We start from the raw sequence: 25,173 nt of genomic DNA, 5'->3' as shown, positions 1-25,173 counted from the left end.
CCCCCGGAAAATTTTACGGGTTCGAGACGAACCTTCCTCATGGTCAAAGGCCAAGTTTTGCGCGGGCAGTCGTGCGGCCATGGCCATCCTGTTTCATCATCAATCCGATAAAGTCGAGACCAAGAGGCACGGCGATTCCGGCCTTGTTGCGGCGTTGGGGCGGGGCATCGATGCCGTGTTCAGCGACAAGCGTCGCGCGATCTCGCGGCCGAAGCTCCTGTTTGCGACGTCCCTGATCGACGTCCTCATTCTGGTGGGGACGGGGATCGTGGCATTCCGCGCCTTTGGGGACGGCAGCGAGACGGCGACGATGATCGGTGGTTGGATCTTTGTCATTTCGCTCATGACGATGCTCGCGCTACGCCGAAACTGGTCCTACTCGGTGCACGCGCTGCGCCGGCCGGCTGAGCAAGTCGGAAAGATCGTGAAGAGCGCCGGGTTCGTCTTCTGCATCGCGGCGGGGGCGGGCTATCTCCTGCATTTGCCCACCTTCGCGCCTGCGACCGGACTGGCGTGGCTCATCTCCGCCATCGCGCTGATGTCGTCGGTTCGCTACATCCTTGCGCGTATTCTCGTTCGCCTGACGGAAGCCGGGCGTCTTGTGCGCCGGACGGTCATCGTCGGCGGTGGGCCAGAAGCCGAGCACCTGATCGAAACGCTTGAAGCCGGCAACCACAACGAGCTCGCCATCCTCGGCGTGTTCGACGACCGCTCCGACGAGCGCTCGTCGGCCAGCACCGCGGGTTATCCCAAACTTGGAACGTTCGATGATCTTCCGGCCTATAGCCGCAACGAAGGCGTCGACCTGATCATCGTCACGGTTCCGATGACGGCCGAGCAGCGCTTGATGCAGATCCTCAAGATCCTGTTCGCGCTGCCCGTCGATATTCGCATCTCCGCGCTCGGCTCCAGGCTGCGCCTCAGCTCGAGCGCTTACAGCTATGTCGGCCGCGTCCCGATGCTGGCGCTGATGGACCGGCCGCTGACCGATTGGGATCGGGTCATTAAGAATATCGAGGATCGCGTGATCGGCGGGCTGTTGCTTGTGCTCGCGGCGCCCGTCATGGCGCTCGTGGCGTTGGCCATTCGGCTTGAAAGTAAGGGGCCGGCCCTGTTCAAGCAGCGGCGCTACGGCTTCGACAACGAGCTGATTGAGGTGTTCAAGTTCCGCTCGATGTATGCCGACAAGTCGGACGCGTCCGCCTCCAAACTAGTCACGCGTAACGATCCGCGCGTGACGCGCGTCGGCCGCTTCATCCGCAAGACCAGCCTCGACGAGCTGCCGCAGCTTTTCAACGTGCTCAAAGGGGAGATGTCTCTGGTCGGTCCGCGTCCGCACGCGACGGAGGCCAAGGCCAGCTCCGACCTCTACCAAGCCGTCGTCGGCGAATACTTCGCGCGCCATCGCGTGAAGCCCGGCGTCACGGGGTGGGCGCAGATCACCGGCTGGCGCGGCGAGACGGATACGCACGAGAAGATCCAGCGCCGCGTTGAAGCTGATCTCTACTACATCGACAACTGGTCTCTGCTGTTCGATCTCTACATCATTGCATCCACGCCGTTTTCCCTTCTCACCGGCAAGAACGCGTATTAGCCGTGTCGACGCTCTCGCTTCCCTCAGAGCCAACGGATGGTGGCCTTGTCGGCTCCCGTTGGACCGTCTCGGCCGCGACGCTGGCTGCCATCGCCGTGGCCGGCGCCATGGTTACGAGCAGCATCGTGTTCTCGGAACCGGCGGTTGCGGACGTACTGATGGCAGCGGTGATTGTCGGGCTGCCGATGCTCGGCGTCGTGCGCTTTGGCAACGCCGCGATCTTGAACTTCGTGCTGTGGTTGGTGCTCGTGGCGCTGAGCCTCGCCGCCTGCTCGGTTTCGACTGCCTTCAGCACGGCGCTGACGCATCAGGTGGTGACGCTGTTCCTCGCACTGGGCGCCTTCGTGCTGGCGGGCTACATCTCCGCAGATCCCGAGCCCCGCTTCCGGCTCGTCATGGTCTGCTATGTCGTGGCGTGCCTCGTCGCATCTCTGGCGGCACTCGCCGGCTATTTTCAGATCGTGCCCGGCATGAACGAGCTGTTCACCAACTACGGCCGCGCGCGCGGCACCTTCAAGGATCCGAACGTGCTCGGAGCCGCGCTCGCACCGGCCGTCATCTTCCTTGCCTGGGTCGCCTTGCGAGGGCCGCTGCGGCACGTGCTTCTCGCTGCGGCGGCGAGCCTGCCGCTCGTGCTGGCGCTGCTGCTGTCGTTTTCGCGTGGAGCCTGGGCGTCGGTCGCGCTATCGCTCGTGCTCGTCGGCTGGCTGGCGCTGGTCACGACGCGGCGTGCGGAAGACTTCAGGCGGCTTATTGCGGTGGCGGCACTTGGCATGGTCGCGCTTGTGGTCGCCATCGGAGGGGCGTTGCAAGTGGATGCGGTGGCAAGCCTCTTCCAGGAGCGCGCCAGTTTCGATCAATCATATGATGCTGGGCCTGAAGGGCGCTTCGGCGGGCAGGCGAAAGCCGTGGCGCTCATCCTCGAAAATCCATTCGGTATCGGAACGCACACGTTCCGGAATACGTATCACGAGGAGGAGGCACACAACGTCTACCTCAGCCAATTCCTCAACGCGGGCTGGGTCGGGGGACTGGCGTATGTTATCTCAGTACTCGGCACGTTGGCCGCGGGGTTCTATGCGCTGCGGCGCCGATCGCGATTGCAGGGGCCGCTGATCATCGCCACGGCGGCGTTTGCCGGGCTCGTCTTCGAGGGGTTTGTCGTCGACACGGATCATTGGCGCCATTTCTTCGTCTTCATGGCGCTGATCTGGGGGCTCGTCGATGCCGAGGGCGCCTCAGCCGGCAGGGGAGGGCCGTCTTCATGATTGAGGCCCGTGGCGCCAATCCGAATTTTCTGCGCGGCGCGCTCGATGTGCTTTGGAACAGCCGCACGGCGCATGCCGCGAGCTGGAGCGGGATCAGCGCGTTTGCTGTGCGCGCGGTCAGCGCGGCGCTTCTCTTCGTGACGCAGGTCGCGCTGGCGCGTTGGATGGGCGCTTCCGAGTACGGCCTGTTCGTCACGGCGTGGACGTCGGTGCTGCTGCTCGGCGGCGTGACGCATCTCGGGTTCAACGTCGCAATGATGCGGCTTGGTCCGCAGTATCATGCGGGTGGTGAGCATGGACGCTTTCGCGGGCTTCTAAACGGCGGACGCGTGGTGGCGCTAATGTCCGCGACTGTCATCGCAGCGGTCGGTATCGCCGTCATCTACCTTTTTCATATCGAGGAGCGGATGGCGCTCGCGGTGCCGTTGGCGCTTGGCCTGCTGTGTCTGCCGGCCTACACGCTGACGGATGTGCAGGATGGTCTCGGGCGGGGCCAGGGATGGACGCTCGAGGCGATCGTGCCACCCTACATCGTGCGGCCGCTTGCGATGCTGCTACTCGTCACCGGCGTTGTCGGCATTGGGCTGACGTCGAGTGCCGTTGCCGGCATGGGGATTGCGCTCGCGGCGACGGTGGTTGCGGCGGTGCTGCAGACGCTTCTGATCGAGAAGCGGCTTGCCGAAAGCGTGCCGCGCGCCGAGCCGCAATACGCGTTCCGGAAATGGTTCGGGATCTCGCTGCCGCTGCTTGTCGGCGGGGTGTGCGAGATCGTGATCCAGAACGCCGATGTCCTGCTGCTCAATCTGTTTCGGCCGTCGGAAGAGATCGGGCATTACTTCGCGGCGGCGAAGACGACGGGGCTCGCGCTGTTCGTCCTCTACGCCGTCGGGACGGCGTATGCGGGGCGGATCGCGGCGGCGCATGCGCTCGGCGACAGGCGCGAGCTCGAGAGCCTCGTCGATACGGCCGTGCGGTGGACGTTCATTCCGGCTTCGGTGGTCATCCTCGGCATTCTTGCCGTCGGATATCCTGTTCTAATGCAGTTCGGCGAAACGTTCACCGATGCCTATCCGCTGATGTTCATTCTTGCGGCGGGTCTGCTCGTGAAGGCGGCGATGGGTCCCTCGGAGGTGATCCTCAACATGATGGGGCATCAGCGCGCGACCGCAATCTCGCTTGGTGTCGCTGCCGTGGTCGCGGTGGTCCTGAACCTCGTCCTCGTGCCCCTGCTCGGCGTCTCCGGAGCCGCTGTCGCGACGGCGAGCGCATTCGTCACGATGGCTCTCATGAACTGGTTTGCCGTGCGCAGGCTCGAAGGACTGAACCTGTTCGTCGGCGCGCATCGGTGGCGCGGCCGGCAGTCGGCCGTGAGCTAGACGAGTTCCTCGATCAGCGCGTAAAGCTTCTCAAGGTCCTCGGGGCGCGACAGGCGGTGCTCACCGTCAGGCACCTCTGTGATGCGAACCCAATCTCCCGCCAGCACGGTGCGCAGCGCGCGTGCATGCTCAATGGGGACGTCACGGTCCTCAGCGCCCTGCAGAACGAGCACGGGGCGCCCGGGGTCGAACGCGGTGTCTTTTAGGAGATGGCGGCGGCCGTCCTCCATGAACTGGCGGGTGATGATATAGCCTGCGGGGTCGTAGGCCGACGGGCGCACCCAGAAGCCTTTTTCTTCGATCTCACTCCGCGCCTCCTCGGGAAGCTGGCTCCACATGAGCTCCGTCAGATCCCACGCTGGGGCAATCAGCACGAGGCCGCGTATGCGGGCGGCTTCCTCCGGGGTAGTCTCCCGGAGGTGACGCAGCAAGAGCAAGGCGACGTGCGCACCGGTGCTCGAGCCAACAAGGATCTGCGGTCCCGCCGTGATCTCGTGGAACACGGCTGCGGTTTCCTCAAGCCAATCGGAAAGTGTGGCTTCTTCGAAAAGGCCCTCCGAGCGGCCGTGGCCCGAATAGTCGAAGCGTGTGAAGCCGAGCCCGTGCTGAGCGGTCCAGGCGGCGAGGGCCTCTGCCTTCGTCGAGATCATGTCGGACTTGAGCCCGGTCAACCAGAGGAGGCTCGCCGCGTCCTCCCTCGCTGGGTTTTGGGCTAGATAGGCAATCTTGCGCTCCGATGCTCCGCTGCCGACAGTGATGAATTGCGGATCGTTCGCGCCCATCCTATGAAGCCCTTTCCTTATCGTTGGAGGCCAGCTTGGCCGGGAAGCGCCCGACCATACTTCAGATCATCCCGGAGCTCGATACCGGAGGCGCGGAGCTGTCGACGGTCGAGATCGCGGACGCCGTCGTGCGCGCGGGCGGGCGGGCGCTGGTGCTCTCAGAGGGCGGGCGGTTGGCACCGCGCATCGCGGCCTCGGGCGGCGAGTTCGTGCCTTTCGCCGCGGCGACGAAGAATCCTCTGCACCTCTTGTGGAACGCACATGTGATCCGTCGCATGATCGAGAGCGAGGGCGTGGATCTCGTGCATGCGCGCAGCCGCGCGCCAGCGTGGAGCGCTCTGATCGCAGCCCGTCGCGCGGGCGTGCCGTTCGTCACCACCTATCACGGTGCCTACAACGAAAAGACGCGATTGAAGCGCGCCTACAACGCGGTCATGGCCAAGGGCGACATCGTGATCGCCAACTCGCGCTATACGAAGGACTTGATCGAGACGCGGTACGGCACGCCCCCGCAGCGGATCCGTGTCATCTATCGGGGCGTCGATGGCGGGACGTTTGATCCTGCCGCCGTGTCCCTCGACCGGAAGGTGGCGGTGGCGGTGCGTCTTGGCATCTCGCCCGGTACACGGGTGATCCTACAACCCGCGCGTCTGACGAGCTGGAAGGGGCAGCGGACGGTGATCGCGGCGGCCCTTCTCCTGGAGCGGGAAGGACGCCTCGGTGACACCGTTGTCGTGCTGGCCGGCGACGCCCAGGGGCGCGAGGCCTATCGGGAGAGTCTCGAAAGCGAGATCCGTGACGCTGGCCTCGAGGGCAAGGTCATCCTGCCGGGGCACCTGGACGATATCCCCGCCGCGCTCTCTATCGCGCACCTTGCCATCGTGGCGTCCGTCGAGCCCGAGGCCTTCGGTCGGGTCGCGACTGAGGCGCAAGCCATGGGGTGCCCGGTGATCGCGACGGACATCGGCGCGCCGCCGGAAACAGTGGCTGCCGTTCCGCACGTGGACCCGGGAGAGGAAACGGGTTGGCTGGTGCCGGCGGGCGATGCCGAGCTCCTGGCCTCGGCCATGGGGGAAGCCCTTCGTCTTTCCGACGCAGCGCGGGCGGCGTTGGGTGCCCGGGCCCGGGCTCGCGCTCTCACCTACTTCAGCCTGGACAGCATGCGCAGAGAGACGCTCGAGGTGTACGATCGTTTGCTTGGGACCGGGCTCGCGGCCCGTATTTGAGGGCGCCGTTCGCGCTTCATTCCTCTGCGGCCGGTCAGGGCCAGCAGCTTGACTTGCACGGGGTTCTTCACAATTCTCCGCCGAAATGGTCGGCAGTCCACGGTCAAAATTGCGGCTCTGCTAAGGAGCACGTTGTATTCTGACCGAAGCTGCCGTAGCTATTCCCGACGGATCTTAATTACTGAAGGAGATTGAACATCCGCAAGCCTATGCGTGGCGCCGCCGAGCGCGAGCCGACCGGCCCGAAAATCAACGACGCGATCCGGGCGCGTGAAGTACGGCTTATTGACGAGAACGGACAGAATGTCGGAGTCGTGAGCAAGCTCGATGCTCTCGCCCGCGCCGAGGAGGCCGGATTGGATCTGGTCGAGGTTTCTCCCGACGCCGAGCCTCCCGTCTGCAAGATTCTCGATTTCGGCAAATACAAATATCAAGAGCAGAAAAAGGCCGCCGAGGCCCGCAAGCATCAGAAGACCGTCGAGATCAAAGAGATCAAGATGCGTCCTGGCATCGACGATCACGACTACGACGTGAAGATGCGCGCCATCAAGCGGTTCTTCGAGGAAGGTGACAAGGTCAAGGTGACGCTGCGCTTCCGCGGCCGCGAGATGGCTCACCAGCATCTCGGCATGGACGTGCTGAGGCGCGTCAAGAGCGACGTCGAGCCGATCGCGAAAGTGGAGTCCGAGCCTCGCTTCGAAGGCCGCCAGATGGTAATGGTGCTGGCGCCGAAGTAAGCTCCGACGATTGCAATTCGTTGAATTAGACAAGGGCGGCGCGCAAGGCACCGCCCTTTCGTTTTTCATCAATCTCAGTAGGACTGCTGGACCTTGGCCTTGTGCTGATCGTGGCGCATCATCTTGCGCGTGCGATCCCAGCTCTCGCCTTCCAGGTTCTCGGCCGCCTCGCGGCTCTTGGTCTCGAGCTTGTCGAGCGCAGAGATCGAAGCTGTTGGCGCTGCCGACGAACCCATGCTGAGGGCGCTCTTCTGCTTGTTCAAGTAGAGAGCGTTGTCCTCGAGCACCTTGCGTGCGGCCGAGATGTCGCCGGCGTCGCGCAGCTCGACGGCCTTCTCGCTGTTCTCGGTGGCGATCTGCTCGGTGACCTGGCTCATCACGGTTTTGTTGATGCTGGCTTCTGCCTCATCGGAGGTGTCGGTGAAACGTGCCGTCACCTTCGAGTCCGATTTGGTGCGGGTGCCGCTTTCGAGATCGACATAGTCGACGGTGACGTTGGCGACCTCCCCTTCGCTCGCGGCGGCATCGGAAGCCGTCGCATCGAGCTCGACGACGACGTAGCGCTCGGTATCCGCGGGGAGCTGGTTGAGCTTCAGCGTGATGCGGTTGCCGGAGATCTCAGCATCACGCCCGAGGACGCGCTTCGGCGCGAAGCCCGTATTGCACTCGATCTGGATGATGATGTCGCGTGCCGCGACTGACAGCGCGTCGCCGAACTCGCGGTCGAAGATCTCGGCGAGGTCACTCGGCCGCTCGACGAAGACGTGGTTGCCGTCGCTCGCTGCCGCCAGTCGCTGCATCAGATCCTCGTTGTATTCGAGGCCGAGCCCGATCGTGGAGACCGAAATGCCCTTGGCTGCAAGCTTGCGGCCGAGTTCTGCAAGCTCTGCGGGCGAGCTCGGTCCCACGTTGGCGAGGCCGTCAGACAGGAGCACGACGCGGTTGACCTTGAGGTCCGAGACGTGGGCCTTGACCTGTTCTCCGCCTTCCTGAACGCCAGCGTAAAGCGCCGTTGTGCCGGACGCCGCGAGCTTTTCGATGGCGCGGTCGAGCTTGTCGCGTCCTGAGCCAAGCCGATCCGCTTCGGCGAGCACGTCCACCTCGTGATTGTAGGAGACCAACGAGACGAAGTCGTCGGACGAGAGCCGCTCGAGGGCGACCTGGGCACCTTTCTTTGCTGCCACGATGCGATCGCCGCTCATGGAGCCCGAGCGGTCGATGACGAGCGCGACGTTGATGGGCGTGCGGTTGGAGTCCTTTTTCGCGGCCAGCGTCTTGAGGGAAAGCCGGAGGTACACCCGGTCGCTGCCTTTTTTGATCGCCGTGTGGCCGAGCTCGGCGCCGAGCTCCACTCCAGCGGCTTGGGCGGCGGCAGCCGGTGCAATGCATGCGCCGCATAGGGCGGCCATTGAGAAAAGAGAAGAAAGCATCCGTTGAGACGACATGAGACTCTCCTCGAAAATAAAAAATGAACGCGCAGAATAAATTCGTCGCACGGCGGAAGCATGCGGAAGTGGTGGCCGAAGCGGGCTGGTCCCGTGGCGGAAAAAAGAAATGTGCGCAGCTCGTCGCGCGTGCCATCGGTCGCGCGCAATCGGCGTCGGTACCGCAAAGTGGACTTGCTTAGGAGCGTAGGCTCTAGCGCACGGAGAACTTGAACGGGACGGAAACCACGAGGGGGCCTGCCGTCCGCGCCTCGTTCGGCATAGCGGGGAACGGCGCGGCGCGCTCTATGGACGCCACCGCTGCGTCGTCGAGGAGCTTGGAGCCGGAGCTTGTTGCGATCTCGCGGGAGATCAGCTCGCCCTCTGGGCCGACCGTGAAGCGGATGACGACCGTTCCAGATTGGCGCGAGCGCGGGTTCACCTTGCGCTTCGAGATGTGCGTGAAGAGCCTGCCTTTATAAGCTGAGATCGCGGTCGTGCTGCCGCCGGTTTGGCGGACGCCGGAGGCGCGCTGCTCCTCGACGGGGACCTCGGTCTGCTCAATGGCCGCGATCTGCTCGGGTTTGGCCTCCTGGACTTCCTCGGGCTTCGGCTCGCGTACCACGCGGTCCTGCTCGGGGCCGGTCTCGGAGCCGATGACGTGCTGTACGTCCTCCTCGAGCGGCTTCACCTCCTCGACGGGCGGCGTGGACTGCAGCACGGGGGGCGGCGCCTCGACGGCGTCGATGCTCACCTCGGCCTCTCCGAGCCGCGCGAAGCCTTCAAGCGCGATACCCTGCTCGACGACGAAGGTGTCCTCGCCCGAGCCCTCGTCGAGCGACGCGCCGCCAGGGGACAGCATGAAAACCCCGGCGAATGCGCCGTGCGCGATCAAAGAGACCAGCCATGTCAAAGCCCGCAGGTTCATTTTGCGACGCGGATCTCCGAAAACGCGGCTGTTGCCCCGCTTGTGGCGCGGTTCATTGCGCGCCCTTGGGTTTGGGTTGCGAGAGCAGCGAGACGCGGCCATAGCCGCTTTCTCCGACGCGGCCCAGGACATCCATTACGTCGCCGTAGTTGCGGCTCTTGTCGGCGCGGACGTAGACGACGGTATCGCCCTCGGCAGCCCGCAGCTCTCGCAGTCGCGGCGCTAGGCCGTCCTGTGTGACCTGCTCCTCGCGGACATAAAGGTTGCCGTCGGCGGCCAGCGAAACCACCATGGCTTTCTTCGACTGGCTGACGCGAGCGGCCGAGGTATTCGGCAACTCGAGCGGCACGCCAGCCACCATCAGCGGTGCGGCGACCATGAAGATGATCAGCAGCACCAGCATCACGTCGACCATGGGCGTGATGTTGATCTCGGCCATCGGGCGATAGCCGCCATCATCCTCATCGCCCTGTGGCGCGTCATGTCCGACGGCCATTCCCATCAGGATGCCTTTCCGGCCCGCAATGGCTCGGCTACGCGCGGGAAGCCTTCAGCTGCGGGCCGTGACATGCGCTTTGCCAGCTCTGCGATCGTCGTACTGGCGCGACTGGCACCGCGTCCGAGCGAAACCGCGATCATGTTGTAGGCCATGACGGCCGGGATGGCTGCCGCGAGGCCGAGGGCGGTCGCGAACAGGGCCTCCGCAATGCCCGGCGCGACGACGGCCAGCGACGTGTCCTTCTGGTTGGCGATGGCCGTGAAGCTGTTCATGATGCCCCAGACTGTGCCGAACAGGCCGATGAAGGGCGCCGCCGAGCCGATGGTCGCCAGGAACGGCAAACCGACCTCGAGCCGCTGCAACTCTCCTTTGAGAGAGAGACGCATGGCCCGCTCGAGGCGGGCGCGCAGCTCGCCTCGAGCCTCGTTGCGTCCGCCGTCGTCGGCCTCATGATGTGCTGCCGTCAGCAGCGCGCGCACGAGGCCGCGCGGGGCATCCGCCATTCCGTCCTGAGCAACAGTACGCTCGAGGCGGCGCAGATCGCGGCTGAGCTTTGTGAGACGGATCATCTTTTCGAGGATGATGGCCCAGCAGGCGACAGACGCCAGGACCAGCAGCAGCATCACTGCCTTGACGATTGGGTCGGCCTGCATGACCAGGCCCCAGATCGAAAAGTCGTGACCTGCGGTAACGGCGATTTCTTCCACGACGGATACCCTTTACTCGTCCCGATTACTTCTGGAGTTGTGCTTTGGCGAGCGATTTGACCGTCACGCCTGCAAGGCAGTTCTCTACGGGGCCTGTCTCGCTCGCGCACTCGACCACGTCGTTGATCAGGAAGCTGCCGATGTTGTCACACGGGATGTTGTCGAGATCGAACAGCTTCACGGTGCGCTTCTTGGCCTTCAAGGGGCCGAGATCCATGGCGAAGCGCCGGCCAATGATCCCGTCGCTCTGAAAGAGGACGAGGTCGAGCTTGAAGGTCTTGTAGCTAGCGTCGTCGTCGTTCTGCACGACGACATAGGCCCGACAACCGGTGCCTTGAGTGTCCAGTTTGTTGAGCTCAACGGTCAGAGCCTTCGGCTCTGCCACGGCCGCGACGGTGCCGAGCGTCAAACAGGCAAAGGCAGTGATGCCGAGGTTGAAACCTCGGGCGCGGATATGGCGGTTCAAGAACGTCCTCCTAGACTTCAGAATTTCTGGCTGGCGTGACACGCCTTCTTGGTCCGCGGGGGACGGTCGGGCGGTCCGCTGGCTCGTTCTATTATAACCTGACGCGCAACCGCCGTCCGTAAGTGCCGCTTCCCGGCTAGACCGGCTTGCATTTTTCGGTCCGGCCGGCCGCGCTGGTGTCCATTCTGTCGCAGCGTTTGTCTGGTCAATATCGCGAAACGAAGACCAGAATCAACAGAATGCGCGGGAACATTTGGAGATGCGTTCGGGGCTCCATAGGAAATGGAGTGTGGATCTGAACGGCACTACGCTAACAGATCGCTGGCCTTGTTAGGGAAATCGGCGACACTTACTTCCCGACCCTGGACCATGACTTGGCGCGACCAATACTTTGGCCAGTTGTTTGATCGGCTGGGATCGGGAATATGTCCCGAGTAAAACCGGGAATAATTCCCGGTGCGATATGGCCACAATCTCCCGTAAATCGTCCTTTCACTTCGAAAACAAGCCGCCGAATCGTTGATCCTCTACAAGCGTTCCTCGTACTGTTCACCTCAGTAATTTCACTGAGCTGCGTTGCTTCATTTATGCACGCCGTCGGTAGAAGAAAAGGGGAGTGGGGGATGAAGATCGGGTTTGCGCGCCTAGCCGTGGTATCGGGCGCGCTCGCATTTGGACTCCATACGGCAAGCGCCCAGGAAGGTGGCGGCGCTCAGCCGCAAGCCGCCGAGCCGGCGGCAGAAGAACTCCCCGCCGTCGACGTCATCCAGGACACTCCGGTCAAAAAGGCCGCTCGTGCAAAGAAAAAGGCCGTCGCCGTTTCGCCGCTCACTAGCGTGTCGGCCGAGCCAAGCCCTCCGGTAGCGGCAAGTGCTTCGGCAGAGCCCGGCGCTGCGGCAGGGTCTACGGTTGCCGAGACTCCGCTGCCGAAGGTACCGAGCGCTGTCACCACGGTTTCAGACACTGAGATCGAGCGGGAGGGCACCGGGTCGATCCAGCAGGCGCTGCAGCAAAACGTGCCCGGCATCATCATCTCTGATGCCGCGGGCAACCCGATGCGCGCCGAAATCTCCTACCGCGGCTTTGACGCTTCGCCTGTCAGCGGGCGTTCACAAGGTATTGCTGTCTATCAGAACGGCGTGCGCATCAACGAAGCCTTTGGCGATACGGTGAATTGGGACGTGATCCCGAGCAACGCCATCGCCTCCGTGTCGGTGGTCAGCAACAACCCCTCGTTTGGTTTGAACGCGCTGGGCGGTGCGATGAGCATCCTCATGAAGGATGGCTTTAGCTACCAGGGCGCAGAGGTCGACGTCATGGGCGGCTCGTTCGGGCGACGCCAAGTAGGCGTCCAGGCCGGCCAATCGAGCGGCAACGCTGGCGTCTATGTTGCCGGCGAATGGGCTAAGGAGGACGGATTCCGCGACTTCTCGGATAGCGAGATCCGGCGCTTCTACGGTGATGTAGGCCTCAAGGGCAGCGTGGCTGAGTTCCACCTCAGCCTGACTGCGGCGGACAATCATTTCGGGGCCACGGCTGCTGCGCCGGTAGAACTGCTCGAGCGCAGTTGGAGCAACACGTTCACCTCGCCGCAGACCACCGATCTCGAAGTTCTGATGCCGACCCTCTCGGGCTCGGTGAAGGCGACAGATTCGCTGACGTTCTCGGGTGTCGGCTACTACCGGCGCTACAAGAACCGTGTGGTGGACGGCAACGTGACGGAGATCGAGGAGTGCGGCGGGTTCCTGTGTCTTGAGGACGATGGGGCGTTGGAGGTCGTGGAGGATCAGAACGGCAATCCCGTTCCGGCCGGTGCTGTGGATGATCCGCTGGGCTCGATCGAGCGGCTGAATACCGATAGCTGGAGCTGGGGCGGCGGACTGGAGGCTCAAGAGAAAACCCCGCTGTTCGGACGCCCGAACCAGTTCATCGCCGGTGTTTCCTATGATCAGGGCCGCTCCAAATATCGCACGTCGAGCGAACTCGGTACGATCGGACCCAAGTATGTCGTCGACGGCTCAGGGATCATCGTCGCGGAACCTGACGATCTTGCGCCGCGCAACCTGCTTACCGAGAACACCTATTGGGGTCTCTATTTCTCGAATGCGCTCGATGTCACCGATCGTCTGACCGTGACGGTCGGCGGCCGATACAATCACGCCACCATCAAGATGGAGGATCGGACGGGGAACTTCGAAGAGCTCAACACCACCAACAAGTACTCTCGGTTCAATCCGATGGCGGGCGCCAACTACAAGCTACTGCCTGGCATCTCACTCTACGGCGGCTACTCGGAGTCGAACCGCGCGCCGACGCCGGCCGAGCTCGGCTGTGCGGAACCCGAAAACCCGTGCTTGATCGAGAGCTTCCTTACGGATGACCCGCCGCTGGATCAGGTGGTCGGGCGCACGTCTGAAATCGGTCTTAGGGGGCAGGGCTTCTATAATGGCGGCCGCTATACCTGGGGTGCAGGTTTGTTCCGCACGCTGGCGTCGGATGACATCCTGCCGATCACCAACGACACGGGCCGCATCTATTTCGTCAACGCGGGCGATACGCTTCGTCAGGGCGTTGAGCTGTCTGCGACCTACGAAACTCGCAAATGGAATATCTACGCGACTTATGCGTTCGTAGACGCGACGCTGGATAAGTGCACCAACCCGGGTGAAGAGGGTACGTGCGCATTCCTCAACTCGGGCGATCGCCTGCCGGGTATTCCGCGTCACCGCTTCAAGGCTGGTTTCGAGTACTGGCTCACGTCCAAGTGGAAGTTCGGTGCCGACATGGTTGCAGCCAGCAAGTCACCCTTCTTCCCCAACGAGGTCTCGGACGAAGAAGATCTCAGCGCGATGCTTGCCGGCTACACGCGCGTCGATCTGCACACGTCTTACGACATCACCGACAACATCCAGATTTACGGTCTTGTCAAAAACCTCTTCAACCAGAAGTACGGCCTCTACGGCACGTATTTCGAAGCCGACGAGGTGAGCGAGGTGGACGAGGAACTGGGAGGCCCCGGTTTCAACGATCCGCGCACGATTTCGCCCTCGATGCCCTTTGCGGCGTACGGCGGTGTGAAAGTCAAATTCTAGACGGCTGATTCTGAGCTCGTGCCCGCTTTGGCCGGGCGCGAGCTCTCCGGACCCGACCATGGCTCATGTCTTCCGTAATAATACGGAAGCATATCCTACGGTTATCGGTGTTCACTACCGTACAAACCACGAGATATTGGTGCGTACGCGCAACATCCGACGTGGCTTGCCTATAGTTCCCGGTGAAAATCGGGAAATAGAGCCATTGTCCGTCCCCTGCTCTCCGCGGATAGCTGATTTTGGCAATCCGGAGGCAAACCCAAGGCATTTTGCACCCGGAATTGTCCTACGGGGGTTTGCACTAGGGAGTGGGATTAATGCCAACTGCAAGAAATCAAAGAATAAAACTTGTACTCATGGCGAGTGTTGCAAGCGTCGCCTCTAGTGCAGCCCTGGCGCAGCAGGGCGCTCAGCCTGCCGATGAAGGATTGCCGGAAGTCCAAGTTATTCAAAAGAAAACTCCTGCCAAAAAGGCCGCCCCTGTTGCCAAGAAGGCGGCTCCGGTTCCGGCGCCATCACCGGCACCCCAGCCTCCGCAGGAAGCCTTCACCGAGGATGTGCCCGAGCTGGCCAACTCGCCTTACGGGGCGATGAACAGCGGTGGCGCGCAGGCGCGTGCCGAGCAGTCGGCGCAGACGCCCATCAATCCGACACAGCTCATTCCGCAGAACCTCGATGGATTCTCGTCCGCCGCGACGAACCTTACCCCCGAGGTGCTGACAGAGCGTCAGCCGCGCAATTTGAACGAAGCGCTGACACGTGTGCCTGGCGTTATTGTGATCAACGACGATGCCAGTGCACAGCACGGCGGCATCGCTGTGCGTGGTTCGCCGGCACGCCGCTCGCGCAAGATGCTGGTCATGGAAGATGGCCATACCGTCAACTTGGCGCTCTGGCTGGATCCGTCCGTGCACTATTGGGCTCCGATCGAGCGCACGGAAGGCATTGAGGTGATACGCGGGACGGTGGTCACCCACGGTCCCAACAACAACTTCGGCGTGATCAACTCGCGCAACCTGTCGCCCTTCGGACCGGACGAGACCGTGATTAGCTCGGCGATCGGATTCACGCGGTCGAAGAGAGGCACGTTCCGACCGATCGAAGAGGTCGAGGTCGATGGAGACGATGTCGAGATCGAGTACGGCGACCCCGTCTCGCGCAAATCCTCGACAGACGTTTCGGGACGCTGGCATGTGCACACCCGGCAGAGTTTGGAGAACGTCGGCATCGTAGCGTCCTACACGGGTGCGGACGTGCAGGGTGGCTGGGATACGGAGCGCCTCCGCTTCAATGATTTCTATGGCGCTATCGGTTGGAAAGGCAGAAGCTCCGACCTCGTTGTCTCGTCCATCTATGCGCGTCAGCGCGACAACTATGACGAGCAGAACTTCCTCGGTGGTTTCGAGATCGAGGGTGCAGGCAGCGAGGACGAGGCCGCCGCTATTGCCGCCGGTCTTGCGGAGCAGCAGTTCAGGCAGGTGGGGCACTGCAAGACGTGTTTCGCTCCGGCAGCCGGACTTAACACCTACACCGGCGAGATTTGGCGCGGACAGATCGTGCACAATGCGTATCTGGATGAAGACACGACGATCACGTCGCGGATCTACGCTCAGCATCATCGCCGAGACAGGTACCAGCTCTTTAACTTCGCTTCGGATCCGAACGGCATTCCCGGTGATCCACCGGAAGTCGAGGACGGCGATGACGGCCTGAGCAACATTGAGCTCGGGATCGATAGCATGTTCGGACGTCTGCGCACGTTCCGCCACATTGGCGGAGAGCTGCGCGGCGAGTGGGCTAACCGCAATGTTCTTGGCTTTAGACAGGATTTACAGGCTGGCATCCGGTACGAATACCAGGACATGACGAACAAGAACGTCATTGGCCGCGAAAATGAGATCCTGCGAGACGGGGACAAGGGCTCGTTGACGTTCTTCGATCGCTCGCTCGATGCAAACACCGTGTCCGCGTTTCTGCAAACCAATATCTACGCCGCTCGCGACTTTAACGTCGTGCCCGGCATCCGCTTCGAGTGGTTCGAGGTCGGCCGCCGCAACCGTGTCGTCGCTGCGGAAGAAGGCGAAGCGGAATTCGAGGGCGATGACCTTGAGATCGAGAATATCGACTTTTCTCCAGATCCTGCGCGCGAGAGCTTCTCGAGCTTCAATGCGCTGCCCGGTCTCTCCTTTGCCTACTCCGGCTTCAAGCGGACGACTATCTTCGGCGGCTATCACCGCGGGTTGACGACGACGGTTCTCAGAAACGAGGACTTCCCGGCTCCGGATGAGATCGGCGACAATTTCAATATCGGCGTGCGCAGCTCGGCTATCCGCGGCTTCGACTTTGAGGTCGTCGGCTTCCACCACCGCTTCAAGGACTTCCAGTATGGCGAGTCGTTCTCGGCGATCACAGGCGATCGTGAGTTCGGACGTGCCGAGCGGGCGGAAATCACGGGTGTCGAGCTCTATGGTCGACTGAACTCCCAACCGTTCACCGGGGGCAATCTAAACTTCTTCGCCGAGAGCACTTATACTTATGCCCGCAGTATCTTGGAGAAGGCGTTTGCTTTCGACGAGGACGGCAACATCGAAGCCGACTACAGCGGCAACCACATCCCGGAGGTGCCGTTCCACGTGGCGGCACTCACGCTCGGCGTTGAGAACCGGACCGGGAACGGATGGCGCTGGGATGCGAGCGTGACCTGGACTTATCGAGGGTCCTTCTATACCGACGCGGCCAACACACCCTACGGTTTCGGTATGGAGGTAGGGGAAGAAGATCCAGGCGAGTTCGAGATCGAGGAGGCCGGCGAGTCGGGTGGGGTGCCGGACGTGTGGCTGTTGTCGGCTCGCTTCAATCTGGATCTGGGCAATACCGGAGCCAGCGTGTTCATCGCCGGAGACAACCTGCTCGACGAACTCTATATCACCGACCGCGAAGACGGCATGAAGCCTGGGCTGGGCCGCACGATCTGGACGGGCTTCAAGTACAAGTTCTGAAGCTTCTTCTCTCATCTACCTTACGACAGTTGGGCGCGGCGCTCCGAAAGGGGCGCCGCGTTCGCTTGGGCTGATGACAAGAAACGGGTTAATAACGGGATCGCGTGGATCGCTCGTAAGCCGTGCGGAGCGGCGCCTTCTTCCCTCGCGACTTTTTGCACTGCGGTAGGAGGTGCGGGCGCGGCGAAATCTCACTCCGAAAGGCTTGTCAGGGCGCGCGGCATGCGGCATGGATCGCGGCCAGTCCTGGAGCGTGGGCAACGCGCTCTAGTTTTTTAGTAGGCCGGTGATCACGCTCGGGCTGGCAGGTCCAAAGCGATCATGGCCCGGACCAAATTCGCATACGGGGAAGGACACGCGACCCATGGCTAAGAAAAAGATCCTGATCACCTGGCCGCTGCCGGAGGCCGTCATGGCGCGGGCGCGCGAGAGCTACGACGTCATCGCGCACGGAGATGATCCGAAGATCACCATCGAGGAGATGCTGGAAACGGCGAAGTCCGTCGATGCCATCCTTCTCACGCTCAATGAGAAGTGCCCGAAGGAGGTCATCGATCGCGTCCCCGAGAACATCAAGTGCATTTCGACTTTCTCGATCGGTTTCGAGCACATCGATCTCGAGGCCTGCAAGGCGCGTGGCATTAAGGTCGGCAACGCGCCGCACGGTGTCACGGTCGCCACGGCTGAGATCGCCATGCTGCTGCTGCTCGGATCGGCGCGCCGCGCGTCCGAGGGTGAACGCATGATCCGCACGCGCTCCTGGCCCGGCTGGCAGCCGCTGCAACTCGTCGGTCAGCGTCTCGATGGCAAGAAGCTCGGCATCTACGGCTTCGGCAAGATCGGCCAGGCGCTCGCCAAGCGCGCACGCGGCTTCGACATGGAGATCCATTACTACGACATTTACCGCCAGCCGGCGGAGAAGGAGAAAGAGTTCGACGCGATTTATCACGACAGCCTCGACAGCCTGCTCTCCGTCTCGCAGTTCTTCTCGATCAACGCGCCGTCGACGCCGCAGACGCGCGGCTTCTTCAACAAGGCCACCATCGAGAAGCTGCCGCAGGGCGCGATCGTCGTGAACACGGCGCGCGGCGATCTCGTTAACGACGAGGACATGATCGCGGCGTTGAAGTCGGGCCGTCTCGCTTATGCCGGCCTCGACGTTTTCTTGGGCGAGCCCAAGATCAACGAGGGTTACTACGATCTGCCGAACACGTTCCTGTTCCCGCATCTCGGCTCGGCCGCTGTGGAAGCGCGTAACCAGATGGGCTTCGAGGCGCTCGATAACATCGACGCGTTCTTCGCCGGCAAGGAGATGCCGTTCAAGCTGGCGTAAGCGGCTTCGATTTTAGAACGAAAAAGGGGCAGGTCGCATACGCGGCATGCCCCTTTAAATATTTGAGACGCTGCGGCGTAGGCTAGTGCTTGACCTCGGCGCGCTTCTTCAGTTCGCTCTGGGCTTCGCGCACGCGCTCAAGCATTGCCTTCGCCTGGTCGCGGGAGGCAGCGTCGCAGGCGTCGGGATTGCTGTAGAGCTGATTGTAATCGCGGGCCATCACCGGAAACACCATTTCGCCGAGGCGCTGGTTGGCCTTACTCTCCAGCATGAAGGCGGTCTGACGCTCATCGATGTAAGAGTCGAGCTCGGCGATCTCAGCCTGGGTCAATGCGCTCGGCGACGTCGGTCTGTTGCATTTCACCGCGATAATGCGAGCCGCGATGGCGTCGCCGATTGCGGCGACCGAGCCCGGTGCGCGCTCTGTAGGCGCCGCATGGACGGCGGACATAGACGCTAGCGCAAGCAGTGTAGCCAATGCCGGGACCCCGGCGACGCGTACGGTACGCATATACTTCTCCGTCGTGAGATGACCGTTGTAGCCAAGGGCTCTGCTATGTTGCCCCTCGCTCCCCCGGTGCGGCTCCAGCCTGCCGGGCGGACATCGACGCCTTGATCGTGCCTCGCCGGATACGACACGGATTTGCCGTGATACCCGACCTCTCTATGATGCGCAGAGAAGCTATCTCTGAGGCCTGATCATGGCAGACGCGGCACCCCCGCGCATTGCGGCAAAACGCGGCCGGACCGCTCCTTCAGACGGCGCAGAAGCGCCTTCAATCGGCCTTGTTCTCGGGGGCGGCGGGGCGCGGGGGCTCGCGCATATCCTGATGCTCGAGGTCTTTGACGAACTGGGGCTCAGGCCGAAGATCATTGCCGGAACCTCGATCGGAGCCCTGTTCGGCGCGGCTTACGCTGCCGGACTTTCGGCCCGCGACATTCGGACCCATACCGAGGACACGCTCACCAAGCGCTTCGGCCTTCTGCGAGACGTGTTCGCGTCGCGCGTGCAGACGGGCTTTCGCAATCTCTTCGCTGCGCGGTCGGCGTTGCTGGCGCCAAGCGCGTTGCTCGATTTCGTTCTGCCAAAGAGCGTTCCGGAGACGTTCGAGGAGCTTTCGATCCCGCTCCGCGTGGTGGCCAGCGATTTCTATGCGCTCGAGCCCGCAGTGTTCGCTTCGGGCCCACTCCGGCCGGCGGTCGCCGCGAGCATCGCGCTGCCGGTGATCTTCGAGCCGGTTCTGATCGACGGCAGCAGCCATATCGATGGCGGGCTCACCAATCCGTTGCCGTTCGATCTCATCGCGGGCGAAGCCGATATCCTGGTGGCCATCGATGTTTCGGGCACGACGGTGCCATCGCCGTCGCGGCCGCGCCCGACCGCGATCGAAGCGTTGTTCGCGTCGTCGTTTCTGTTCGAGCGCTCGATCGTGCGCGAAAAGCTCAAGGCGCATCGCCCCGACATCTATATCGATGCGGGCACCGGGCGCTTTCAGGCGCTCGACTTTCTCAAGGTGCGCGAGATTCTCGCTGAGGCCGAGCCTTCAAAGGTTGCGCTCCGTGAGAAGCTCGAAGACGTGCTGGCGATCTCGCGCGGCCGCGCCTCTCGACCCAATAAAATCTCCGCCCGACGCGGTGACGTGGAGTGAGGCTCAGTCCGTGCGGCGGGACGAGAAGAATGTCTTGAGAAGCGCGCTGGCCTCGTCCTCGCGGAGACCTGGATACAACTCGGGACGATGGTGACACGTCGCGTGACTGAAGATGCGGGGCCCGTGTTCCACGCCGCCGCCCTTCGGGTCAGGCGCGCCGTAATACAGACGACGGATGCGCGCGAACGAGATCACGGCGGCGCACATGGGGCAGGGCTCGAGCGTGACATAGAGGTCGTGATCGGGCAGGCGCTCGCTGCCAAGCCGGGCGGTCGCCTCGCGGATCACCAGCATCTCGGCATGGGCGGACGGATCCGCCAGCTCGCGCGTGCGGTTTCCGGCTGCGGCGACGAGCGCGCCGGTTGGATCGACGAGCACCGCGCCGACAGGGACCTCACCACGGGCTGCGGCTGCGCGTGCTTCGTCAAGTGCGCGTTCCATATGGCCGAGGCGGGCCGGCGGTGTCATAAGGTCGTCTTCCATGTTTCTCGTGCTTCCGAAAACCGGCTCCATCCCCGGGCCAAGTCTGGGGACATGCTTTTCGGGACGCGCTCCTTTAGGCCACAGCCATCATGCGCAAGTCATCATTCGGTCATCGCCCGCCGCGGGGCAAGCCACAAAGATCGGGCCCATCGGGGCCTGCGCGCGCCAAGCGCGAAGATCGGGGCGGTGCCGCATCGTCGCCTCCGCGCGGTCCTTTCCGCAAGCGGCCGGCCGGCAAGCGTGGGCCGCAGCAGACGGAAAGAGTGGCGTCGGTCTCCGAGCCGATGCGCATCGCCAAGGCGATGGCGCGGGCCGGGCTTTGCTCGCGGCGCGACGCCGAGCGCTGGATCGCGGATGGACGCGTCAGCGTTAACGGCCGCGTGCTGAAGACGCCTGCGGTCGAGGTCAAGCCGCGCGACCACGTGCTCGTCGATGGGCAGCCGCTGCCGGTGGCGGAGCCGGCGCAGCTCTGGCGCTACAACAAGCCCAAAGGGCTCGTCACGACGCACAATGATCCCGAAGGCCGTCCGACGGTGTTCGACAACCTACCGCCGGGGCTGCCGCGTGTGATCTCGGTCGGCCGGCTCGACTTCAGTACCGAAGGTCTGATCCTGCTCACCAACGACGGCGAGCTCGCGCGTCATCTCGAGCTGCCGGCGACGGGGTGGATGCGCCGTTACCGCGTGCGTGCCAAGGGCCGCGTAACACAGGCGGATCTCGATCGCCTCAGCGAAGGTGTCGAGATCGAGGGTGTTCGCTATGGGCCTGTGGAAGCGGATGTCGACAGCATGCAGGGTGCCAACATGTGGCTCCGAATTGGTATTCGTGAGGGCAAGAACCGCGAGGTGCGCAAGCTGCTCGCGCATCTCGGGCTCGAGGTGAACCGTCTGATCCGCGTTTCGTTTGGTCCGTTCGAGCTGCTCGAGCTCAAGCCCGGAGAGGCCGAGCCGGTGCGGCGGCGCATGCTTGCGGATCAGCTCGGGCCAGAGCTCGCGATGCGGTTCGGGCTTGTCGAGGCATCCGAGAAGAAGCCGGTGCGCCGTCTGCCGAAGCGTAAGCCCAAGCGCGAGGGCGATTGATGCGCGTGGTTGGCGGCAAGTTCCGCGGGCGCGCATTGGCGGCGCCGCAGCACGAGGGCCTGCGCCCGACGTCCGATCGCGTGCGAGAATCCGTTTTCAACATCATCGCGCACGGCATCCCCGATTTCGAACTCGCGGGCGCGCGTGTCATCGACCTTTTTGCGGGGACGGGGGCGCTCGGCATCGAAGCCCTCTCGCGTGGCGCCGGCTATTGCCTGTTCGTCGAGGAGGCTCCTGAAGCGCGCGCTTTGATCCGCACCAACGTCGAGGCGATGGGGCTCACGGGCGTGACGCGCATCTTTCGCCGCGACGCGACGGATATCGGTCCGGCCGGCAACATGACGCCGTATGCGATCGCGTTTCTCGATCCGCCGTACGGCAAAGGCCTGGGCGAACGGGCGCTCATTGCTTTGCGTGACGGCGGCTGGCTGCTGCCAGGCGCCGTCGTCGTGTTCGAGGAGCGCGCGAACGCGGAGGTGTCGCTGCCGGACGGCTTCACGGAGATCGACCGCAGGACCTGGGGCGATACGCAGGTTGTGTTCGGCCGGGCCGGCGCCTAATCGGAGGCCAGGTCAGCCCTTCGAGGCGCCCGCCTCGTATTCGGCGATGTGTCCCTTGAGATCGACGTACGCCGGGCAGCTTGTGCCGCAGCGATCGGCAATCTCCGCAAGCTCGCCGCGGGCTTTCGCCGACTCGCCTTTGGTCAGGAAGGCCTCGCCCATGTAGGCACGGGCGACAACGTAATCCGGATTGAGTGCAATCGCCTCGCGGTAAAGCGGAAGGGCTTCGTCCACGCGGCCGAGCTTGCGGGTCGCGAAGCCGATGTAGGTCAGCACGCGCTCATCCTTCTTCTCGGCGAGCGTAAGGTAGCGCAGCGCCTCCTGATACTGGCCGCTCTTGGCCAGCCAGTAGCCGGCGTAGAAAAGCTCCTGGTCGGACATGCGCGCACTCGCGGTACCGACGCAGGACGACCACGCCGCCGTGCCTTTGCCATGCACGTCGCAGGCCGTGCTTGCGGGGCCTGTATCCTTAGAGATCCGCTCGTTGGCTGCGCTCGGGCCGGCTGCCAGACTCGCGGTCATACCCGCCATCACAAGAAATGCTGCAGCCTTCGATACGACGTTGATCATCCATGCTCCCCTTCCGAAGCGGCCAGTTTGCCGCCCCATTCTTTCAGCCAGTGTATTCCTCGTCGGGCGGCCTATCAGCCGCGCGCCTGTTGCCGCGTCTCGAATGCCGTGATCTCGCGATCGAGATTCAGAAACGAGGCGCAGCCTGTGCCGCACCGGGTGGCGATTTCGCTCAGCTGCTGGCGTGCGTTGGTGACATCGCCCTTGACCAGGAACGCCTCGCCCAGGTACTCGCGGGCCTGAACATAGTCGGGTTCGAGCGCGAGCGCACGCCTGTAGTAGGGCAGGGCGCCATCGACGTCGCCGAGCCTTCGTGTCGCAAAGCCCATGGCATTGAGCGCCCGCGGATTATTGTCGTCCTTCACCGCCGCGAGCAGGGCCCAGAGCCTCGGTATTGTCGCCGGTGTTGGCGAGCCAGTAGGCGCCATTGATAATCTCGTCGTCGGAAGCGCTGTGGTGGGGCTTGCAGGCTTCCTTGGTCTTGTTTTTCGGCTTCGTGCAGTCGATACGCGGCTGGCGCGGGCTGTCGTCGTCGGCGACGGCCGGTGGCGTGGCAGCGGTTATGAGCAGCGCCGCGACACCCAGAGCCAGCACTAGGCCCGGAATTCTGCGAGACCCGGTGTGTGTCATGAAACCCTCCCTACGGAGCGCTATGGGCATCACCGCGTCGCAATCTAGTCTTCGGCGGAGGGTAAGTCCATCGGGTGGCGCAGGGCTGGGGATTGCGCGGCAATGGTCTCGCTCGGCCAAAGCTCTGCCATGATTGGAGCACAAGGCTCCTTAAGGCGCGCTGCGGCCTCCTGGTCGCGGCGACGGCGCCTCTTCCGAGACAATCCTATGGTGACACTGCGCGGGGACGAACGTGCTCTGGTGGCGAAAACGCAATGAAGGTTTCGAGTGGCGCGATTATGTGCGTACGACAATCCTGGTGCGTCGCGAGCAGCGCCGGCAGCGGATCAAGGATGTTCAGGCTGCGGCCGCGGCGCATGTGAAGGACGCCGGCCGGCGCGGTCTCGACGCTGGACTTGCGGGAGCGCGCAGCGCCGGCTCTGGGCTCGAAAGCGGGGCCCGCGGAGCGTGGTCGGCCTTCAAGCGCGGGTCCGCCGCTGCGGGCGCCGGATCGCTGCGGGTCGCGCGGGCGGCAGGCTCGGGTTTTCTGGTCGCTGGCAGTGCGATCATGGCGGCGCTGTCGGCCGGAGGGCAGCGCCTTGGTGCACCGCTCGGGCCCGTGCTGGAGCCGCTTCTCTCCTGGGCGCGTGAGCCGCGTCCCAATCTTATCCTGAAAGCCGTTGCGGTCCTGACCGGTCTCGGCGCGATCTATCGCACGTTCATGTTCGGCTTTGACGGCGATGCGATTGTCGCGGCGCTGGTCTCCTTGATCACCGGAGCCATCGTCGTCCTGGCCGCTTTGACGGATCCCTATCGGGGACCCTCCCACGCCGGCGAAGGCCTGCTTGGCCGCTTGCGCGCCTATGAGCTTGTGCTTCCCGGCGAGCGGCGTCTTCCTGCCGTGCTGGCGCTCGCCGGTGTTGTCGCCATTTTTGCGATCGGCAGCGCCCTCTACCATTACAGCCCGTCCGTTACGGTTGCGAGCCTCGCGCCCCAGCCCGTCGTGACAGGTGCGCTTCCCGACGATGCGGACGCAGCTACCGTCGAGGGGCGCGCCACGGCTCTCACCGGCGATATGCTTCGGATCGGCCGCACGCGTGTCGTGCTCGATGGCATCGAGGCGCCGGAGGCCACGCAGATCTGCCGTCGCAAAAGCGGAACATGGCGCTGCGGGGCCGCGGCAAAGGATGCTCTCTCCGGGCTTGTCCGTGGTCGGCGGGTTTCGTGCGATATCCTCGGGGAGGAGGGTGCCGTGAAGCGTGTCCGTTGCTATGCGGGCGAGACCGATATTGCCGAGGCACTGGTGCGCGGCGGACATGCATTTGCTTCGGGCGGGTTTTGGAGCGCTTACGCGAGTGTGGAGAACGAGGCCCAGACGCAGAAGGCCGGGCTTTGGGCCGGAGAGGCCGAGCGGCCGCAGGATTATCGCGACAGGCGTTGGGAAGAGGCCAAGAAGGCGGCGCCTGAAGGTTGTCCGATCAAGGGCTCGATCCGCTCCGGTGCGCGTCAATACATTCTGCCGTGGGCTGAGCGCTACGACAGCATCGGACTCCGGACGTCCCGCGGCGAGCGGTGGTTCTGCAGCGAGAGCGAAGCTCAGTCGGCCGGTTGGAGCCGGAGCTCGTCATCCTGATTTGCTCGTCAGCCTAGAAACGAGAAAGCCCGCGACCGGGGGGGGCGGGTCGCGGGCTGAAGAACTATGACGCCCCTAGGGGGGATAGGTGGGACGGCGCCACGTTCGCAATTACAGTGAAGCTCAAACAACTATGCATTGCAAGACGCTAGGGTGTGG

23 protein-coding genes are annotated in these 25,173 nt (G+C 63.4%); 12 read left to right on the top strand and 11 right to left on the bottom strand.

Features of this window, described 5'->3' with window-relative positions; translation table 11 throughout:
* The first annotated feature begins 79 nt into the window (after positions 1-79).
* From CS1GBM3_RS11075 to CS1GBM3_RS11065, 3 genes are read left to right on the top strand one after another with little or no spacing between them, the layout of a single operon-like run.
* Positions 80-1,594 (top strand): undecaprenyl-phosphate glucose phosphotransferase, encoded by a 1,515-nt coding sequence (locus tag CS1GBM3_RS11075; protein WP_072395352.1) that lies wholly within the window; start codon positions 80-82, stop codon positions 1,592-1,594.
* Between the two features lie 2 nt (positions 1,595-1,596).
* Positions 1,597-2,862: an O-antigen ligase family protein gene (locus CS1GBM3_RS11070; protein ID WP_072395351.1), complete on the top strand. Its 1,266-nt coding sequence runs from the start codon at positions 1,597-1,599 to the stop codon at positions 2,860-2,862.
* Entirely contained in the window at positions 2,859-4,238 is a 1,380-nt protein-coding gene (locus CS1GBM3_RS11065) for a lipopolysaccharide biosynthesis protein (protein ID WP_072395350.1), read from the top strand. Before CS1GBM3_RS11070 ends, CS1GBM3_RS11065 begins: the two co-directional genes overlap by 4 nt.
* On the opposite strand, the gene CS1GBM3_RS11060 is transcribed toward CS1GBM3_RS11065, so the two are convergent.
* Positions 4,235-5,020 carry an alpha/beta hydrolase gene (locus tag CS1GBM3_RS11060; protein ID WP_072395349.1) on the bottom strand — a complete coding sequence of 262 codons (786 nt, stop codon included), beginning with the start codon at positions 5,018-5,020 and terminating at the stop codon, positions 4,235-4,237. The genes CS1GBM3_RS11065 and CS1GBM3_RS11060 overlap by 4 nt on opposite strands.
* Positions 5,021-5,055: 35 nt before the next feature.
* Here CS1GBM3_RS11060 and CS1GBM3_RS11055 point away from each other — a divergent pair, with 35 nt between their 5' ends.
* Together CS1GBM3_RS11055 and infC are read left to right on the top strand one after the other, a co-directional pair.
* On the top strand, positions 5,056-6,246 hold the full coding sequence (locus CS1GBM3_RS11055; protein WP_072395348.1) for a glycosyltransferase family 4 protein: 1,191 nt from the start codon (positions 5,056-5,058) through the stop codon (positions 6,244-6,246).
* A 209-nt stretch (positions 6,247-6,455) separates the two neighbouring features.
* A complete protein-coding gene (gene infC, locus CS1GBM3_RS11050) occupies positions 6,456-6,983 on the top strand; it encodes a translation initiation factor IF-3 (protein WP_072395347.1) in 528 nt (175 codons plus the stop codon).
* 74 nt (positions 6,984-7,057) lie between these two features.
* Here the strand turns inward: infC and CS1GBM3_RS11045 are convergent, their stop codons facing one another.
* From CS1GBM3_RS11045 to CS1GBM3_RS11025, 5 genes are all read right to left on the bottom strand, one after another.
* Entirely contained in the window at positions 7,058-8,428 is a 1,371-nt protein-coding gene (locus CS1GBM3_RS11045) for a vWA domain-containing protein (RefSeq protein WP_083567463.1), read from the bottom strand.
* Positions 8,429-8,621: 193 nt separating this feature from the next.
* On the bottom strand, positions 8,622-9,269 hold the full coding sequence (locus CS1GBM3_RS11040) for an energy transducer TonB family protein (RefSeq protein WP_139247887.1): 648 nt from the start codon (positions 9,267-9,269) through the stop codon (positions 8,622-8,624).
* 118 nt (positions 9,270-9,387) lie between these two features.
* On the bottom strand, positions 9,388-9,837 hold the full coding sequence (locus tag CS1GBM3_RS11035) for an ExbD/TolR family protein (RefSeq protein ID WP_139247886.1): 450 nt from the start codon (positions 9,835-9,837) through the stop codon (positions 9,388-9,390).
* On the bottom strand, positions 9,837-10,541 hold the full coding sequence (locus CS1GBM3_RS11030) for a MotA/TolQ/ExbB proton channel family protein (RefSeq protein ID WP_072395344.1): 705 nt from the start codon (positions 10,539-10,541) through the stop codon (positions 9,837-9,839). Before CS1GBM3_RS11030 ends, CS1GBM3_RS11035 begins: the two co-directional genes overlap by 1 nt.
* 25 nt (positions 10,542-10,566) lie before the next feature.
* Positions 10,567-11,007, bottom strand: coding sequence for a hypothetical protein (locus CS1GBM3_RS11025; protein WP_083567459.1), 441 nt, complete (start codon positions 11,005-11,007; stop codon positions 10,567-10,569).
* A 623-nt stretch (positions 11,008-11,630) separates the two neighbouring features.
* On the opposite strand from CS1GBM3_RS11025, the gene CS1GBM3_RS11020 reads away from it, so the two are divergent.
* The 3 genes from CS1GBM3_RS11020 (at position 11,631) to CS1GBM3_RS11010 (ending at position 18,431) form a co-directional block, all read left to right on the top strand.
* Positions 11,631-14,099 carry a TonB-dependent receptor gene (locus CS1GBM3_RS11020; RefSeq protein ID WP_083567457.1) on the top strand — a complete coding sequence of 823 codons (2,469 nt, stop codon included), beginning with the start codon at positions 11,631-11,633 and terminating at the stop codon, positions 14,097-14,099.
* A gap of 356 nt (positions 14,100-14,455) precedes the next feature.
* Positions 14,456-17,098, top strand: a complete 2,643-nt coding sequence (locus CS1GBM3_RS11015) for a TonB-dependent receptor family protein (RefSeq protein ID WP_244534630.1) — start codon at positions 14,456-14,458, stop codon at positions 17,096-17,098.
* Between the two features lie 364 nt (positions 17,099-17,462).
* On the top strand, positions 17,463-18,431 hold the full coding sequence (locus CS1GBM3_RS11010) for a 2-hydroxyacid dehydrogenase (RefSeq protein WP_072395341.1): 969 nt from the start codon (positions 17,463-17,465) through the stop codon (positions 18,429-18,431).
* Positions 18,432-18,513: 82 nt separating this feature from the next.
* On the opposite strand, the gene CS1GBM3_RS11005 is transcribed toward CS1GBM3_RS11010, so the two are convergent.
* The gene (locus CS1GBM3_RS11005; RefSeq protein WP_139247885.1) at positions 18,514-18,942 is read right to left on the bottom strand and encodes a hypothetical protein; all 429 of its coding nucleotides are present in this window, start codon (positions 18,940-18,942) and stop codon (positions 18,514-18,516) included.
* 190 nt (positions 18,943-19,132) lie between these two features.
* On the opposite strand from CS1GBM3_RS11005, the gene CS1GBM3_RS11000 reads away from it, so the two are divergent.
* Positions 19,133-20,080 carry a patatin-like phospholipase family protein gene (locus CS1GBM3_RS11000; protein WP_072395339.1) on the top strand — a complete coding sequence of 316 codons (948 nt, stop codon included), beginning with the start codon at positions 19,133-19,135 and terminating at the stop codon, positions 20,078-20,080.
* Between the two features lie 3 nt (positions 20,081-20,083).
* Here CS1GBM3_RS11000 and CS1GBM3_RS10995 read toward each other — a convergent pair whose 3' ends face one another.
* Positions 20,084-20,563, bottom strand: a complete 480-nt coding sequence (locus CS1GBM3_RS10995; protein ID WP_244534629.1) for a nucleoside deaminase — start codon at positions 20,561-20,563, stop codon at positions 20,084-20,086.
* A 263-nt stretch (positions 20,564-20,826) separates the two neighbouring features.
* Here CS1GBM3_RS10995 and CS1GBM3_RS10990 point away from each other — a divergent pair, with 263 nt between their 5' ends.
* The gene (locus CS1GBM3_RS10990; RefSeq protein WP_348533605.1) at positions 20,827-21,642 is read left to right on the top strand and encodes a pseudouridine synthase; all 816 of its coding nucleotides are present in this window, start codon (positions 20,827-20,829) and stop codon (positions 21,640-21,642) included.
* Positions 21,642-22,202: a 16S rRNA (guanine(966)-N(2))-methyltransferase RsmD gene (gene rsmD, locus CS1GBM3_RS10985; protein WP_072395338.1), complete on the top strand. Its 561-nt coding sequence runs from the start codon at positions 21,642-21,644 to the stop codon at positions 22,200-22,202. The genes CS1GBM3_RS10990 and rsmD overlap by 1 nt, the downstream gene beginning before the upstream one ends.
* A gap of 12 nt (positions 22,203-22,214) precedes the next feature.
* On the opposite strand, the gene CS1GBM3_RS10980 is transcribed toward rsmD, so the two are convergent.
* The 3 genes from CS1GBM3_RS10980 to CS1GBM3_RS19550 form a co-directional block, all read right to left on the bottom strand.
* Positions 22,215-22,772 carry a tetratricopeptide repeat protein gene (locus tag CS1GBM3_RS10980; RefSeq protein ID WP_072395337.1) on the bottom strand — a complete coding sequence of 186 codons (558 nt, stop codon included), beginning with the start codon at positions 22,770-22,772 and terminating at the stop codon, positions 22,215-22,217.
* Between the two features lie 74 nt (positions 22,773-22,846).
* Positions 22,847-23,137: a tetratricopeptide repeat protein gene (locus CS1GBM3_RS10975; RefSeq protein WP_171946480.1), complete on the bottom strand. Its 291-nt coding sequence runs from the start codon at positions 23,135-23,137 to the stop codon at positions 22,847-22,849.
* Positions 23,121-23,402, bottom strand: coding sequence for a hypothetical protein (locus tag CS1GBM3_RS19550; RefSeq protein WP_139247884.1), 282 nt, complete (start codon positions 23,400-23,402; stop codon positions 23,121-23,123). The genes CS1GBM3_RS10975 and CS1GBM3_RS19550 overlap by 17 nt, the downstream gene beginning before the upstream one ends.
* Positions 23,403-23,634: 232 nt before the next feature.
* Between CS1GBM3_RS19550 and CS1GBM3_RS19295 the strand changes: the two genes are divergently transcribed.
* Positions 23,635-25,014, top strand: a complete 1,380-nt coding sequence (locus CS1GBM3_RS19295; RefSeq protein ID WP_083567448.1) for a thermonuclease family protein — start codon at positions 23,635-23,637, stop codon at positions 25,012-25,014.
* Positions 25,015-25,173: the final 159 nt, after the last annotated feature.

Source organism: Hyphomicrobium sp. CS1GBMeth3 (assembly GCF_900117455.1).
Classification (GTDB): Bacteria; Pseudomonadota; Alphaproteobacteria; order Rhizobiales; family Hyphomicrobiaceae; genus Hyphomicrobium_C.
Note: the sequence above shows the minus strand (reverse complement) of the source record. Positions and strands in the feature narration are given on the sequence as shown.

Coding starts and splice junctions, on each gene's coding strand:
- CS1GBM3_RS11075 (WP_072395352.1), top strand. CDS start 80: ATGGCCATCCTGTTTCATCATCAATCCGATAAAGTCGAGACCAAGAGG.
- CS1GBM3_RS11065 (WP_072395350.1), top strand. CDS start 2,859: ATGATTGAGGCCCGTGGCGCCAATCCGAATTTTCTGCGCGGCGCGCTC.
- CS1GBM3_RS11060 (WP_072395349.1), bottom strand. CDS start 5,020: ATGGGCGCGAACGATCCGCAATTCATCACTGTCGGCAGCGGAGCATCG.
- infC (WP_072395347.1), top strand. CDS start 6,456: ATGCGTGGCGCCGCCGAGCGCGAGCCGACCGGCCCGAAAATCAACGAC.
- CS1GBM3_RS11045 (WP_083567463.1), bottom strand. CDS start 8,428: ATGTCGTCTCAACGGATGCTTTCTTCTCTTTTCTCAATGGCCGCCCTA.
- CS1GBM3_RS11040 (WP_139247887.1), bottom strand. CDS start 9,269: ATGCTGTCCCCTGGCGGCGCGTCGCTCGACGAGGGCTCGGGCGAGGAC.
- CS1GBM3_RS11035 (WP_139247886.1), bottom strand. CDS start 9,837: ATGGGAATGGCCGTCGGACATGACGCGCCACAGGGCGATGAGGATGAT.
- CS1GBM3_RS11020 (WP_083567457.1), top strand. CDS start 11,631: ATGAAGATCGGGTTTGCGCGCCTAGCCGTGGTATCGGGCGCGCTCGCA.
- CS1GBM3_RS11015 (WP_244534630.1), top strand. CDS start 14,456: ATGGCGAGTGTTGCAAGCGTCGCCTCTAGTGCAGCCCTGGCGCAGCAG.
- CS1GBM3_RS11010 (WP_072395341.1), top strand. CDS start 17,463: ATGGCTAAGAAAAAGATCCTGATCACCTGGCCGCTGCCGGAGGCCGTC.
- CS1GBM3_RS11005 (WP_139247885.1), bottom strand. CDS start 18,942: ATGCGTACCGTACGCGTCGCCGGGGTCCCGGCATTGGCTACACTGCTT.
- CS1GBM3_RS11000 (WP_072395339.1), top strand. CDS start 19,133: ATGGCAGACGCGGCACCCCCGCGCATTGCGGCAAAACGCGGCCGGACC.
- CS1GBM3_RS10995 (WP_244534629.1), bottom strand. CDS start 20,563: ATGGAAGACGACCTTATGACACCGCCGGCCCGCCTCGGCCATATGGAA.
- rsmD (WP_072395338.1), top strand. CDS start 21,642: ATGCGCGTGGTTGGCGGCAAGTTCCGCGGGCGCGCATTGGCGGCGCCG.
- CS1GBM3_RS10980 (WP_072395337.1), bottom strand. CDS start 22,772: ATGATCAACGTCGTATCGAAGGCTGCAGCATTTCTTGTGATGGCGGGT.
- CS1GBM3_RS19550 (WP_139247884.1), bottom strand. CDS start 23,402: ATGACACACACCGGGTCTCGCAGAATTCCGGGCCTAGTGCTGGCTCTG.